This is a genomic window from Marinifilum sp. RC60d5, assembly GCF_052400665.1.
GTDB lineage: Bacteria > Bacteroidota > Bacteroidia > Bacteroidales > Marinifilaceae > JBQTGK01.
Map to the genome: position 1 here is coordinate 64,121 of NZ_JBQTGK010000007.1, position 15,366 is coordinate 79,486.

10 protein-coding genes are annotated in these 15,366 nt (G+C 33.8%); 4 read left to right on the forward strand and 6 right to left on the reverse strand.

What is annotated here, in order from left to right; genetic code table 11:
- Positions 1–142 precede the first annotated feature (142 nt).
- From ACT3CE_RS14540 to ACT3CE_RS14550, 3 genes are all read left to right on the forward strand, one after another.
- Entirely contained in the window at positions 143–1,441 is a 1,299-nt protein-coding gene (locus tag ACT3CE_RS14540; RefSeq protein ID WP_444710494.1) for an IS1380 family transposase, read from the forward strand.
- Positions 1,442–1,998: 557 nt separating this feature from the next.
- Positions 1,999–4,074 (forward strand): Piwi domain-containing protein, encoded by a 2,076-nt coding sequence (locus tag ACT3CE_RS14545; RefSeq protein ID WP_444710495.1) that lies wholly within the window; start codon positions 1,999–2,001, stop codon positions 4,072–4,074.
- 17 nt (positions 4,075–4,091) lie between these two features.
- Positions 4,092–4,310 (forward strand): hypothetical protein, encoded by a 219-nt coding sequence (locus ACT3CE_RS14550; protein ID WP_444710496.1) that lies wholly within the window; start codon positions 4,092–4,094, stop codon positions 4,308–4,310.
- A 370-nt stretch (positions 4,311–4,680) separates the two neighbouring features.
- Here the strand turns inward: ACT3CE_RS14550 and ACT3CE_RS14555 are convergent, their stop codons facing one another.
- The 5 genes from ACT3CE_RS14555 to ACT3CE_RS14575 all read right to left on the reverse strand — a co-directional run bounded on the left by ACT3CE_RS14555 (position 4,681) and on the right by ACT3CE_RS14575 (position 10,928).
- On the reverse strand, positions 4,681–6,057 hold the full coding sequence (locus ACT3CE_RS14555; protein WP_444710497.1) for an SUMF1/EgtB/PvdO family nonheme iron enzyme: 1,377 nt from the start codon (positions 6,055–6,057) through the stop codon (positions 4,681–4,683).
- A 221-nt stretch (positions 6,058–6,278) separates the two neighbouring features.
- Positions 6,279–7,673 (reverse strand): hypothetical protein, encoded by a 1,395-nt coding sequence (locus ACT3CE_RS14560; protein ID WP_444710498.1) that lies wholly within the window; start codon positions 7,671–7,673, stop codon positions 6,279–6,281.
- Positions 7,674–7,697: 24 nt separating this feature from the next.
- The gene (locus tag ACT3CE_RS14565) at positions 7,698–8,867 is read right to left on the reverse strand and encodes an FISUMP domain-containing protein (RefSeq protein ID WP_444710499.1); all 1,170 of its coding nucleotides are present in this window, start codon (positions 8,865–8,867) and stop codon (positions 7,698–7,700) included.
- 40 nt (positions 8,868–8,907) lie between these two features.
- Complete coding sequence (locus ACT3CE_RS14570; protein ID WP_444710500.1) at positions 8,908–9,936, reverse strand: FISUMP domain-containing protein; 1,029 nt, start codon at positions 9,934–9,936, stop codon at positions 8,908–8,910.
- A gap of 227 nt (positions 9,937–10,163) precedes the next feature.
- Complete coding sequence (locus ACT3CE_RS14575) at positions 10,164–10,928, reverse strand: LytR/AlgR family response regulator transcription factor (protein ID WP_444710501.1); 765 nt, start codon at positions 10,926–10,928, stop codon at positions 10,164–10,166.
- A 1,609-nt stretch (positions 10,929–12,537) separates the two neighbouring features.
- Here ACT3CE_RS14575 and ACT3CE_RS14580 point away from each other — a divergent pair.
- Positions 12,538–13,179 (forward strand): DUF6266 family protein, encoded by a 642-nt coding sequence (locus ACT3CE_RS14580; RefSeq protein ID WP_444710502.1) that lies wholly within the window; start codon positions 12,538–12,540, stop codon positions 13,177–13,179.
- 977 nt (positions 13,180–14,156) lie between these two features.
- Here ACT3CE_RS14580 and ACT3CE_RS14585 read toward each other — a convergent pair.
- Positions 14,157–15,110: a hypothetical protein gene (locus ACT3CE_RS14585; protein ID WP_444710503.1), complete on the reverse strand. Its 954-nt coding sequence runs from the start codon at positions 15,108–15,110 to the stop codon at positions 14,157–14,159.
- Positions 15,111–15,366 lie beyond the last annotated feature (256 nt).

The following is a 15,366-nucleotide window of genomic DNA, read 5'->3' on the forward strand; positions in this document are numbered from 1 at the left end:
AATTCAAATTAATCCCCGCTGGTACGCGATTCCTACCTAGATTCCGCAAGTCTTGCTAAAAATAAGCTGTAAAACTTTATTGAATAGAGTTTTACAGCTACAGTATTTTCACCTAAATTGGTGTTGCTTACAAAATACCGATATGAAGATACTAAATAGCCCGACGGTTTCGTCATTTGGAGGATTAAACTTTGTCATTGAAGAGGTGATAAAATTAAAAATCGATGAATTATTAAAAGGAAATATGCCGATATTACCTAAACAATCTACTTATAACTGGTTTGATATAATTATGTCATACTGGTCAGTCTTTTTTTGCGGAGGCGATTGTGCAGAAGACTTGTCAATTAATTTGAAGGATGGACTTAAAAACAATCCATTCATAAAAATTCCTAGTCCTGACAGAGTTTTGAATAGACTAAAGTCATTATCTGTACCAGCGAAATATTTCACAACTCAAAGAGGAAACAAAGAGCATCATTTTTCAGTAGCAGAACAATTAAATCGCATCAACCTTAAAATGTTATCATCATTACCTGGTTTTGAAAAAGATAATGTAGTTCTTGATTATGACAACACAATAATATTCTCCGAAAAAGCAGATTCAGAACGTACTTATAAAAAAGAAAACGGATACAATCCGGGAGTTGGTTTGATAGGTCACCATGTGGTTTACGTTGAAAATAGAAATGGAAAAAGTAATGCCCATATTTTGCAACATGAAACCATTGATCGAATGGCTGCCTTATTAAATGAAGCGGAGATTAAAATTGATGCCATAAGAGCGGATTCAGCTTCATATACTTATGATATCATAAAATCTATGGAAAGAGTCGCAAAACGAATTTTCGTCAGAGCTAGAATGACAGCTGGTGTTGAAAAGGCAATCTCTAAAATTCAGAATTGGGAAGAGGTAGTCATTGGTGATGATATATTGCATAGGAGTTCGATTACTTTTACCCCATTTTTGCGCAAAGCAAGAGAAGATAAGAGCACCAAAACTTCTCTTCAAGAATATCGAATTGTGGTAACCAAAGAGGCTCGAAGAGACGGACAGTTGAACATGTTTACCGGAGAAGCATGCAACTACAGTATAATAATGACCAATGACTTTGAACTAAGCAATGATGAAGTTGTTTTTTTCTATAATGCCAGGGGAGCAAGTGAAAGAGAGTTTGATATATTAAAGAATGATTTTGGCTGGAATAGAATGCCATTTTCAAAACTGGAACAGAATACTGTATTTCTTATAATTACAGCAATGTGCAAGAACTTATATGTGCATATGATTGAAAAATTTTCCAGACTTACCAATGTTTTGTCCCCTAGTTTTAGAATCAAGAAATTCATCTTTCGTTTTATATGTATACCCGCAAAATGGGTATATTCTGGCAGAATAAGAAGGTTAAGACTGTACGGATCAATTGCATTTAAAACTTAAAACGGTTATAAAGAAACAGAACAAATTTTTAAGAGTCCAGATTAATAAGTCATACTTAAATGGAACACTATGCTATCAACTTTAGATAAATGTCCTAATATGCAATTGTCAGGTACAGTTTCGTTGTGTAAGAACAAAATCATACTAGGATTATTAAAAAAATTACGATGATTTCCTGAAAATCCAAGTGTGGTAATTAGACATGCGGATTTTAGGTTCCTATCGCGTTCCTATACAGGATATAGGATTCATAGGAAACATCAGATTTCCAAAAATAAACCCCAAACCTTGAGATTCTCACTTCTAGTGAGGCTCTCAATAAAAATCAGCATACCCTTTATCGCAATCATCCCAAAAAAATTACCAAGCCTAGTCAAAGCTCAAATCCCCCATTTCCTACATTTCCCCTATCCTACACTTCATTTAACCCAGCATAACTAACTCATTATCTGACACAATTAACAACAATTATTTTGCAGCAATATAAATTTTTGTTAAATTAAGTTTTCTAACTGACAGAATTTTCTGCCATTGTTTAATTCACACAACAGAAAGCTATGCAAGAACAAAATCTATTTTTCAACACCTTAACCTTCGATTTTCCTTCAGAAAAACAAACATTCTACTTCTCAAAAGATGACATTGGAGAAGGTCATAAAATCTACAAATCTTTATTTCCCGATAATATAGATTCAATATTCCCAGGACTTAGCAACAGTGACACAGAAGCCATATTTACAACCTTTACCGGTAAAGTAGATAAATTTCTGCCTTTAAGCATAGATCTCGAAAAAGAAAATCCTGATTTGATCAAACGATACTACAATCGTCAAATCAACTATTACTTTAGCAAAGTAATCGATCAAATTGTTAAAGTTGGATTCATAAAAGAAAATCAGGTGTGGGTACACGATCCCAGGCAATCTACATCTGAATTTAAGATATATAAGAAATTCTCACTTAAAGTTCAGTTAAAAACCCTTAGTAAATACCCCGAATTATTAGTTTCATACGATGGAATCTCTAAAGTACTTAAGAAATCTGTTGCCGAGATAATTCAAGGGATATCTCCGACTTGTTTAAATTGGGTAGTGCACAACAATAAACTCGAAAAATGGGCTTGGCAAAACTCCGAAGACAATCCTGATTACAACACCTACTTCCCTGTCTTAAACAAAAAACTGCAGTCTGCATTGAACCTTCCTCCAAAAACTCCCGATCGAGGAAATCGATACCCTAAATACCTAAGTAACATTCAAGATTTCTACAATCAGTACTTAGACACTACAGATTTTAAAAAAATAATCCCACTTCACGATGAAGGTTTCTTAAATGTAAGTTCAGCTCGCATAAATACAACAACCAAAGAAAGCAATCTATTGGTTTTTGGTAAGAATCAATTAGGCCAAAATTACACAGGAATCACACCAAAATATGACCTTAAAAAATTTAAACCATACAAGGCTAGTCCATACAAAAAAGTTCATCTCTTCTTTATTATGCACAAAGAAGCCATTCCACAAGCTTTTGCCTTAAATAAAATTTTTACAAGTGGATTAAAATGGTTTAAGGGATTGCAACAATATGCCAATATCTTATTTCATATTGAGAAAAATTTCAGTATCACATTCATAGACAAAGAAAATCCGATTCCTGAAATAGAAAAAACACTTTCAGATCGAGACCTAAATCCTGATGTCAAATACATCGCCATTTACATCACACCATATAGCAAATATGACAGCAACAAAGAACATCGGGAAATATACTATCAGGTAAAAGAGCTGCTTTTAAAAAGAAACATCACCTCTCAAGCCATCGATCCAGATAAAATGATCGCTCAGGGCGACGATTGGGTCTACAGCCTACCAAACATTGCCGTCGCTATCTTAGCAAAGCTAGATGGTATTCCCTGGCGTTTAAACACTCCTGTTAAAAATGAGTTAATCATTGGTATCGGAGCATTCAAGCATATCGAAGAAAATATTCAATACATTGGCAGTGCCTTTAGCTTTAGCAACGATGGCAAATTCAACAGCTTCGAATATTTCATGAAAGATGAAATCGAACTTTTAGCGGGGAAAATTTCAAAATCTGTTCGCGATTATGCAACCATCAACAACAAGCCCGATCGATTAATCATTCACTTTTACAAAAGCATGAGTGAACGGGAAATTGTGCACATACAAAATGCTCTAAACGAAATGGATTTGTCCATTCCTGTTTTTATCATATCCATCAACAAAACAGAATCAAAAGACATCATTGCATTCGATAAGAATTGGAGTCAACTAATGCCTGCAAGTGGTACTTTCATCAATATAGGCAGAAATAAATACTTACTCTTCAACAACACACGCTATCCCGAAGCAAAACATAATAGTGCCGATGGATACCCATTTCCAATAAAACTAAGCTTCGATTGCACCGATAAAGAACAACTAAAAGATGCTAAAGTTATCCGACAACTCATCGATCAAGTGTATCAGTTCAGCCGTATGTATTGGAAATCTGTGCGTCAGCAAAACCTACCTGTAACCATCAAATATCCCGAAATGATTGCCAAAATTGCTCCCCATTTCGTTGACGAAGACATTCCTGTTTACGGAAAAGATAATCTATGGTTTTTATAAATTGAAATTGCAGAAAAATGATACTAGAAGCCAAAAATACACATCAGGTTGAGCTATTAAAAACAAGTAAAATAGCCAGTAAATTATATGCAAAACACATTAATACAGAACTATATAAAAAAATTGTCGAATCTTTAGATCAAGATCATCCTGATTGGCGCAAAAACAGTCAACTGGGTAGATGTGCACCTCACCTGATCAATTTCGTGATCAGGTTTTGCAGCAGGATGGAATAGATCCATCCCATAAAAATTGGCAGAAAGACATAAAAAATATAATTAATTTCGATTATGATCTTTGTTATTCTGCTAATGTTTTGTTCTACAAACAAGACATTCATGATTTATTTGATGACTACTTAGAAAATTGTACAAAAAAAGAATTCCTATCTCTTGATATGAACGAATTCATGAAAAATTCCTCAAACAAATTAAATAACAAAATCTACTGGCCCTATTAAATCAACTTGGAGTAACAATCTTATTCGAAAGCTAAATTACAAAACAGCTTACTCATTTAACCGATGAATAAGCTGTATAGATTTTATATGATATGAACTAATAAAGTTACTCTCACATTTGCTCATATAAAGGAATGAATAATCCGCTATAAACTAAGGGCAAGGCGTAAGCCTAAAGCATTCCCCTTTTCACTCGGATCGAAGGGAGCGCGATTAGCAACATGACAGTAGCCACCGGCTGCGTGCCAACCGCCACCCCGACTAACACGGGAAGAGCCAGATGTAGGACCTGTAGGGTTAGTTACTGCATCACTTCCATAACTTTCATAATACCAGTCAGAACACCACTCGTACACATTACCACTCATATCGTAAATTCCCAATTCATTAGCTTGTTTTGTACCAATATCATGAGTTTTGCCGTCTGAGTTGTTATCATACCAAGCCACATCCTCCACAGTATTACTACCTGCATAGCTATTATCATTTGATGAATTACCTCCTCGAGCAGCAAATTCCCATTCAGCTTCGGTTGGTAATCGGTACTCTAGCCCTGTTTGTTCGTTTAATTTGGAAATAAAAGTTTGAATAGTATTCCAGCTGACTCGTTCAACAGGCAAGTTATCACCCTTATGGTACGAAGGATTACTACCCATTACACTCTCCCACTGAGCTTGAGTCACCTCATATTTTCCAATCTCGAAACTGCTGATCGTAACTGTATGTATGGGCTGTTCATCACTGTCGCCATAGTTAAATCCCATTTGAAAGGTGCCGCCTTGTACGGTTATCATTTCAATATCAGTTGAGGGACTAGAATTAGCTGATGTAGTAAAACTAAATACAGAGCTAGATGAACTTGCTCCTTTGGTATCTTTAGCAATAACTTTCCAATAATAATTCTTCGAATATTCTAAACCTTCAGGTTTGTAGTTTAGCGTGTTTACATCTGATGCTATTAATTCATTTTCTGACAAATTATCAGATTCACCTAAATAAACAGTGTAAGTAATTTTATCTCCATCGGCATCGGTACTTTCCTCCCATATTAAACTTAAATCAAGTGCCACATCTGTTGACTTATCTGTTGGCAATGTTAAAATAGGAACAGTTGGTACTGTGTTGGACTTATCCTTTGTTGTAAAAGAAAATATCGTGCTTGAACTTTCCAAGTCATTTTCATCTTTTGCAACTACTTTCCAATAATAACTTGTAAAATATTCCAATTCATTCAATTCACACGAAGTTGTTTTAAGATCTGCAGCAATTAATTTATCCTCAAGCTCAGTTTCTATTTCTGATAAGTAAACATCATAAAATATATCATCACTATCAAGATCGGTACTTTCTGCCCAATCCAAAGAGAGACTAAGATCCAGCTCAGTAGCATTATCAGCAGGATATATTAATTCTGCTGAAGATGGAGGTGTATTTTTCACATCCACATCTTCATCTTTACTACAATTGGTAAAATTTAAGGTACTCCCCAATAGAAGTATCACAAGAACTAATTTGATTTTCATAACTTCCATTTTAAATTTTATTAATAAATATACCTTTACCTAATACATTCTGATACTCTATATGTAAAATTTCTTGCAATTCTCCTTGACCATACCTAAACTCTGGATGGATCTCATCTGAGGTATAACAAATTCTAGTATATATTTCATATATTAATTTACAGTATTTCACATTGTTATATTCAATTAGACACTAACTCAAAATGTATTTATAATTATATTTACCGTATCCCCAATTGTTGTTTTTGCTCTGAGTTTAAAGAGCCACGAAAATCACTCCATACTTCTTGAGGTACATAACCACTCTCACTAATTAAACGAATAACTTGAAGTTCAGTACTACTAAATGGCACCGAATTATCTAATCTAAACTGATAAGACATCTCATAGTTATCCATTTCATAATCAGAATGATATTGAGAAAGTTTTTTTCGACTTTCCTCCATCTTTTTTATCTCTTCTTTATGATATGCATATTCATTATAATGATCTGCTGCTTTCACAAAATCCCCGGAATACATTTCGGATACATAATTACCATACTCCTGCGAAGCTCGACTTCTTTCAAACATCACTTGCCTATGTTTCGATACACTTGTCCTTATTCGTTTTGACGAATTATAAGCTCTGTTTCTAAGCTGTGAATACTTCATTTTCTCCTCTCCCATAATCTCCCAAAGAGTAATAATATTTTGCCTTAAGAAAAGTCCATTTTTTGTTCGCCAACCTCTATCCTCGTTTGCAAAATCTACTTTTAATAACCACATACCTATATCCCAGCCGTCAGTAGGCGGTCGCCCAACAACCTGTTGAGCAGAAACTGTACTAGGCGGAAAATTTTGTTGCACAACATTTAACTTACTTTGGCTATTCATTCTTTGAATTAAATTACGATGTAATTGTTGCGGAATACCTATAGGAGGATATTTTTCCGCTAACTTAGGATTGTTCATAAACGAACGCCATGGGTCTCTGGTAACTTTTTCCTTTTGGTAGATATCTGATTCCTCAATTGCCTGACTATTTTCAACCTGATTAGCTTGCGATCTATTTCTGCCTAAAGACTCATCAATAAATTCTAGCAACTCCTCATTAGCTTGGTGATAACAACTATTTAAACATTTTTTTGCTGTTTTAGTTCCATAAGTATTAGGAAGTGTTTCAACTTTCGTAATGTTTTTATCCTTGGATACAACATTTTCTTTCCTGTAATCACTCACATTTGCAAAATAAGCTGTATTCCCATTCCAAACACCAGATAAGAACGGACCAGGGTTTGCTTCATATACAGCTATGCCAATCATGATACAAATAAGGTTTGAAGTTTCATCTCCATTGTATTGCTCAAAAGGAATTACTTCCATTGAAGCTAATGGATAGGCCCTTTTCAACATATTTATAAGTGAATTCGACACATCTTGGTTTGTACAATAAAGTTTACTCCCAGTACTATATTCACTATCGTTAAATACAACCAAATCAACTTTCTCTCCTACCAGTATATCTGTTCTTGGCTCAAGCGTTTGTTCAGTTGGTGCCCATACATAACTCTTCTGTGCATAAACAGAAGATGCAGTGCAGAGAATTATAAATACTAAATATTGTCGTAGTTTCATGTAACATCTTTATAATAGTTGCAATTAATCATCTTTCACACATCGCACGGAAAAACCATTCGATTTAGGTCCTGTATATCGAGTAACTGTTGACCTTTTATAATATATATATCGATATTCTGCCCCTGAACCTGAAGATGACTCTGTACTAGTCCAAAAATGACAGTATCGATTAGGAAAGTAAAATGAACCATAATCAAATCGTCCACCTCCTGGCAAAGCTGAAAAACCAAAATCATCACTTCCGTTACCATTTTCATCCCATCCGTATATTGTTTTTAACTTATCTCCTTCGTCAGCACCGCGATCAACTCCGTCTTTATTTGCATCTATAGCACTCATTCCCAAGTGCATCTCAAGAACTTTCCATTCTTCATCGCTAGGAATATGCCAACCTTCAGGTGCTACACCTTGGACATGATCAGTTCCATTATGAGGGCTACCATTTACAGCAGCAGCAAAAGTATAAAGAGCTCCATAAGCTGTATTTACATTGTTATTATAATAACAATAAGCTTTAGCACTATTATTATCAATTAAATTATCCCAAACCGTTTTATCTGTCACGTATGGAATTGAAGTTCCATTGGCATAATGTGTCACTTTTAAATTCTCGGCCATCCACCATTGGGTTCCAATTTTAACTGTTCTGTAGATATTTCCATCAATATCAGTAACTGTTCCTGATTGTATATTACTAGTAGATGTACAGTCTTCAACTAATGCTACCTCTATGGAAAATGACCCATTTGATATCTCTATTTCCTTGCCATAATCATCAACTACAATTGCATTAAATGTTCCTATAAAATCCCCATTTTCCAAAATATCCATCTCAAAACTACCACTTGAACTAGTGTAAGACTGAATTTCATTAGTATAAACTAAAACTGCTTTCAAATCAGGATTACTTTTTAATAACACGCCTTGGGGGTCAGTAATATAATCTGATAAAGCATAAATTCCTGAAAGTGTATCATTGGTGGTAATGAAAATAGTTTGATTTACACTCATACATGAAAGTTCTATACTTGTATCAAATTTTTTCAGTTCAACTTCTAACGGAATAAATACTTCTTCATTAATTGTAAACTCTTTTTGTTCATCACTAGGATCTGATTCTTCATGGCAAGAAAAAAATCCTACAACCATTGCAAACAGCATAGCAGTTCTGATTAAATATCTTATTTTCATTTTAGTATTGTTATAATTCATTCTTCACACGACGAAAAGGCTATTCTTTTATACATCTCACTGAGAAGCAATATTTTTTATATTCATTTATAAAATAACATTGAGCTGTATTATTATGAATCCGTAAATACCATGCCAAATTTGAAGATATATTATGTGAAGACCAAAACCTTGCTTCTAATCCTAAATCAAAATATACCGAATTTGTCGAAAATCCCCCTCCTGGAAGGGCTAAGAATCCGCTTGAATTATCAGCGATATTTGGATCAACCCATAATTGACTACATATATCTTTTAAATGACCACCTGCAACACCTGAATTACCAAGGAAACTTATTAGTTCGTCATAGTCACTTTTTAAGGGCAATCTCCACCCTTCAGGGGATATGGTTTGAGCGACAAACCAATCATACAAACACCCATATTTGATATAGTTTTCATGTTTTTTTGCTTCAGTAACATCTGAACCGTTAAAATTATAAACTCTTATACCTCCATTTCCTGTTGCAGATATATAAGGCATATAAGCTAAATTCTCAGCCATCCATTCTTGATTTCCTATCTTGATAGTTTTGTAACGTTTATTATCTCTTGAATCTATGAAAGATCCGTATTCCGATTCATCAACTCCACAATTTTGATCTACAGAAATACTAACTTCATCTTCTGCATGATCCCCATTTATATTTAAAGCTTTTACCTTTAATATATGCGTACCAATATCTTCACTTGAAGGGGTCCACTCAAAATCATAAGGAAAAGAAGAATTTGATTTATTCGCTATGTTATCAATATAGAGTTGAAGTTCCATTATTGGATCTTCTTCACATTCCGCAGAGGTCTTTATGACTATTGTTTCATTAACATTTAAAATAGTACCTTCACTAGGTGAAGTGATTTTACAATTGACGTCATATTTCAATTCGTTGTCTTCATTATTATTAGAATCGTCACAACTATAAAATAAAATGGAGAACATGATCGTTAATAGTGGAAATCGTAACTTCTTTACCAATAAATAATATATATCAAAAATAACTGTCTTGTAATTTTCATTAAGTGTTCCCATGATTTTACCCTTTAAATGATTATCTAAACAGTAAGTTACAGATTCATTTACATTAATAAAAAAGTGTTTCTTCCTGGCAACATTCGAATGGTGGATATTGTAATCCGATAGGTAAAAATTGGGTGGGGAATGGAATTATTAAGACGTATCGTGACGTAAGTCGTTATTAATTCATTTCTCAATGTTATTGGAAAAGATAATGTAGAATTTTATTTTTTAGTAGGTTCCTATTTAACGAAAACATCTTGCATAAAATTTCTCAACCTACCTCTTGATATTGAAATTTCAAATTGCTTATCATTTTTAACGAGAAAACATTTTCGGGATTTAACTTCTATGTCAGATAGATAATCAAGATTAATAATTGTCTGCCGATCTACCTGTAAAAAATCATCAGATGGTAATAATTCAAGAATTCGTTTTAGAGAACAACATCCGGCAATTACTTCGCAATTATCTTGGTCATAATAGACTTGAACATGATTTGGTGATGAATAATCTTTAACAAAATAGAGTACATCTTTCAATTTTATATGCTTAAAGCCTGTAATGGATGGTAACAACACTCTATTATTTTTATGAAACTTATGGATTAATGTTTTTATTTCATCAATCTTTCTTCCATTTTTCTGAATACTAATATAACGTTGTATTGCAACTGACAAATCATCTGCATCAACAGGTTTTAGCAAATAATCAACTGCATTACTATGAAGTGCTTCTATGGCATAATTATCAAATGGTGTTATGAACACCACCTTCGGGCATTCTATTGGTAGCTTAATTAACTCGTTAAGTATTTCAAAACCATTCATACTTGGCATTTCCACATTAAGAAAAACCAAATCAGGTTTTTTATAAATTATTTCCCGGATACCAAGTATTGGATCGATTGCTTCTCCAACAATCTCAATATTTGCATAATTCAATAATAACAATTTCAATTCATCAATATCTTCCTGATGATCATCAATAATAAAAATACGTATCATTGTACTTAGTGAACTTATTGGTTAATAGTTGGATTTTCGAATCACATACAAATCATGCAATATTAAAAAAGTGGTTTAGAAATAATGATCTTAAAAAACACTTAAATAGTAGATGAATTAGCGCTTATCTAAATTAGTATAAATCATTAAAATCATCAAATAAATTATTTTTTAATAAAACTTAATATTACACAATCATTTATATAATATGATCTGTTTTGTTTGGAAATAAGGCGTTCTCTCCTCGGGCATCGGCAAAAAGTCCGCCAGGGGTTTCCAAAATCCTGGTGCCCGTTCCGCTTGTTTTTCAAACTAGCTGTCTGCATCAATTTTTTAGCTACACGGTCAACAGGCATTTGTCACCTAAAGTTGCTAAAGCAACCCTGTCACACTTTTTGCGCTCAACCACTCGTCGTTCACAGCAATTCCCGGCTTCCCTGCCTCGTGGTCTGTACTTCAATCTTCACCATTTCAATGCAGCAGTACTAATAACTCTAAAATCAGCAACACAAATAGACAAAAAACCACCAGGCAAAAAGCCTCCATTGCTCACTTTAGGCTCGCCTGCTAGGTCGGGTGCTATCAGTTTTTGTCATCTTTTTTGAGCGGCCACGGGCAGTACTTGCCTCTTGTAAAAATTATGCTTTCACCAGTCACAATTAACCAACTACAAATCCATTCAACAATCTATAATAAATAAACTAAAGTGTCACTCACTCGCATAATTTCTCCTGCAAGTCAAGCCCTTTCCCTACACACCCGGGTAAAGTTTCTCCAACCCTAATGATTTATTAACCCACACCAATTCCAAAACTAAATAAATCATTTTCCAAACTAAACTTCCCCCGGCAACAGCCATCCCTGCTTCAAAAAAACCGCCAAAAACTGCTGACTGCCAATCACAGGTTTTCAACCTATTTTACTTGTCAGTCACACCCTCCCACTCGCGGGCGGCTCGCATCCCTTAAGGCACGACACCTATCACCACCAACAACCCCACCACCACCCATTTTTAACGCTACGCATTAAAAACAAAAAATAATATGAATTGATAGTTAATCTGAATTATATTAATAAACAGTTATCTGCTAATTATGCCCATTGAAACTTTTTCCTTTATACTTTTAACTTCAATTTCTTCTTTCCTGATAAACAAAGATATTTCCTTGTTAGCATGAAAATGATCTTTCCATCACGCCTGGTCATTCCCTTCACTTTCCACAAGTCAAGGTCAAGCCTCCTGTTTTAACAGATTTTTTGATATCGCATTTTGAAATCTAGCAGAATAAAAAAATCTGTCAAAAACCTTGACACAGCCCACGCTCATCGGTCATTTTTTGGATGTTTAACAGATAAGAAGAAAAACCCTGATCGAATTTCTCTACCCAATAATAGCACATCAATCTATCTGACAAGACGTCGGTTCATATCATTGGATGAATTCACACTATGCAAGATGCTGAAAACTGATGCAAACACCCTGTAAAATTGCCATTTGCATAGCATTTGTCATATATTATTTGACGTACACAAAAGCATGGTTCTAGACGTACCAAGTCCGTACCAAGTTCGAATGTAAATCATATTGTTTCATTAAATATTCATACAAATGGGAAAAATTAATCAAGGAATCCTTGGTGGATTCAGCGGAAAAGTAGGTAATGTAATTGGTGGTAACTGGAAAGGCATTGATTATATGAGAATAAAACCTGCAAGTGTAGCAAATCCTAAAACAGAAGGACAATTGGATCAAAGATCGAAGTTCTCAACTGTCTTGAAATTTTTACAACCAATGAAAGACTTCATAAAGGTTAGTTTCAAGGGGTATGCAAATCAAATGACAGAGTTTAATAACGCTATGTCATACAATCTTAAAAATGCTGTTGCAGGTACGTATCCTGACTATGAGATTGATTATGCAAATTCATTAATCAGTCGTGGTGGATTAGCAAGTGCTTTAAATGGTGCTGCCAGTTCAACTGTAGCCGGAAGAATTGAATTTACCTGGGATAACAACTCAGATGCGGGTAATGCTAATATGACTGATAAAGCTTATTTATTAGCTTACAACAAAACGAAAAATGAAGTTGTTTATTCATTATCAACAGCAACAAGAATGATTGGCAGACATACATTAGTTGTTCCAGACTCCTGGTCTGGAGATGATGTAGATGGGTTTATTTCATTCACAACTTTTAATGGTGACGAAAATTCTAACAGCAAGTATGTTGGATCAATTGCCGTTGCTTAAACTGAACTTTAATCACTTTTTTTAACCGTTGCAAGTCTGCAGCGGTTTTTTTTATGATGATTTTCATATCAGAACCTATAATACTTTCCACCTAACATATCATCTTATCAATTAAGGTAGATTTATATCGGTCATAATATCGCCAGTAATTTCTCCCAAATAATGTAAGTATATTAATTACTAACTCATAAGATACTCCCAATTGAAAACGTAAAGACAATTTACAACTGCTTTCATTAATCTAATAGACTCTCTTCCTATGCTAATTACCAAACTTCACTTGTTAATTAAAAATTGTTGCTATTTTGTTTCCAAATCTTCTATAGAATAGCATTTAAGAGATAAATTACTTTCTGTATCGGAAAGTAATACCTCTAAAATTTAGCAGTTAGTCATTAGCACAAAATTAAAGTTTCAGGTGTGGAGCACCGTAGTATTTGTAGAAAATTGATACATTCGGTGAATCAAGGTACAAAGTACCGTAGCATTTATATTTTGATCTTTATTTTTTTGATTCTATCTAGAATAGATTTTTTCAAAGATCTCGACATGCTTAAACGACTATATGAGATTCAAAAAATGAATAAGGAAGACAAAGTACATATCCTTTCCGTAGTTGATGGATTCATTAAATCGATAAAAATTAAAAATATTGATGCCCTATAAAAACAAAGCCTACTCACATTTTACTGTAAGTAGGCTTATATTTTGCTTTGTATTTTACTGTTTACACGAAGTGCAAGTTGAAACTTGCACGATAAGGGGATCTTATGGCGGAAATTCACAATGAAATGAAGACTAACCGAACTCGATTTCAAAGGAGATAGTGAACAAAACTGTTAATTGTTTTTACGATCAGTGACTGAACTCCAATTAGATGAACAGAACCTTACTTCTTTTAACATTATCAATCATTACTATCAGCTATTCGGAAAGTACCAATAATTTTTGTTCTCGATTTAGCCTCTCTAACTATTTTATTTGCTCTTTTTACTAATAATAATTGCCAATTCTGCTGCAATATTATTAAGTAAACTTCTTTCTTCCGTAAAAAAGGGGCCCTCGTTCATTTCTGGGCATTTTTCAGTATAAATAACTTCTACCACTCCGCATTTTTCTTTTTCAACAATAATATCAGCTTCAAGTTTATGCTCACAATTAGTTATAGGAGCGTTTGAATAGTCGATGCCATTAACTGTAATTCGGGCCTGAGTTATTTCTGGATATTGCCAAGCAGGTGGTATGAGTTTTATAATCTGATGTATACTATCCTTCAGTGAAATTGAACTTTGCTTCGTTATATTCGACATCTCGTACAAGAAAGCCAACTCCTTCACTCGTTCTTGTAAAAGTGCTTGTGTATGCTGATTAATAAGAATAGCACTTAAAGTTTGAGCAAATTCTTCGAATAATTTAGTGCCTAAACCTGAAAATAACTCACGCTTCATATTTTTAAATTGCACAAGCCCTATTCTTTCATTTCCATATAAAAATGGGATAATTAAAAGGGAACAACTATTCTCTGGTTTCAGAAGCTCATTATTTTCAACTAAGCCCAATTTCCTACGATAAGGAATGGAAAAATTGTTAAAATCTATCGTCCAAAATGTTCCTTTTTCAGTAAAAAAAGTGGAGGTAGAATCAAAATTATTCGTCAATATTGGTTCCCAAAGCATTGTAGTTTCGTCTTCGGGTAGCTGTTGAAATAAGTCATTTAAACTTATGATTTTGTATTCAAAACTATCTTTAGAGCAATGTACAAATTCGAACTCCGAATCATTTTCCCGCTTGTGAAATAAAAGCGTTAGTTCTGTAAACTTTAACGAGTCGATAAGTAAACTCGAAATTTCGTTTAGAAAAATAGACCTTGGTATTTCGCGATTCGCTATTTTCAATATTTCATACGATAAGGTGGGAAGGATATTTTTCATTTTAATTATGTATATAAATGCACAAACTATAGTTTGTGCAAAGATATTAAATGCTTGCATTTATAAAAGTACCTTTCCTAAATCTTAAATAAAATAGATATCTTCTAGCAATCTCAATAGATTATCATGCCATTTTACCTTTCATTAGAGCAAATACAATGTAACGTTGGGTTTATTACCCGATTCAGTTTCTATTCAAGCAGGATACATCACATCTCTAAACAACTACATCTAAAATCTCATCTAGGTAATTCAC

Bases quoted from the DNA above. Each gene is read 5' to 3' on its own strand.
- ACT3CE_RS14540 (WP_444710494.1), top strand. From the start codon at position 143: ATGAAGATACTAAATAGCCCGACGGTTTCGTCATTTGGAGGATTAAAC.
- ACT3CE_RS14545 (WP_444710495.1), top strand. From the start codon at position 1,999: ATGCAAGAACAAAATCTATTTTTCAACACCTTAACCTTCGATTTTCCT.
- ACT3CE_RS14550 (WP_444710496.1), top strand. From the start codon at position 4,092: ATGATACTAGAAGCCAAAAATACACATCAGGTTGAGCTATTAAAAACA.
- ACT3CE_RS14555 (WP_444710497.1), bottom strand. From the start codon at position 6,057: ATGAAAATCAAATTAGTTCTTGTGATACTTCTATTGGGGAGTACCTTA.
- ACT3CE_RS14560 (WP_444710498.1), bottom strand. From the start codon at position 7,673: ATGAAACTACGACAATATTTAGTATTTATAATTCTCTGCACTGCATCT.
- ACT3CE_RS14565 (WP_444710499.1), bottom strand. From the start codon at position 8,867: ATGAAAATAAGATATTTAATCAGAACTGCTATGCTGTTTGCAATGGTT.
- ACT3CE_RS14570 (WP_444710500.1), bottom strand. From the start codon at position 9,936: ATGGGAACACTTAATGAAAATTACAAGACAGTTATTTTTGATATATAT.
- ACT3CE_RS14575 (WP_444710501.1), bottom strand. From the start codon at position 10,928: ATGATACGTATTTTTATTATTGATGATCATCAGGAAGATATTGATGAA.
- ACT3CE_RS14580 (WP_444710502.1), top strand. From the start codon at position 12,538: ATGGGAAAAATTAATCAAGGAATCCTTGGTGGATTCAGCGGAAAAGTA.
- ACT3CE_RS14585 (WP_444710503.1), bottom strand. From the start codon at position 15,110: ATGAAAAATATCCTTCCCACCTTATCGTATGAAATATTGAAAATAGCG.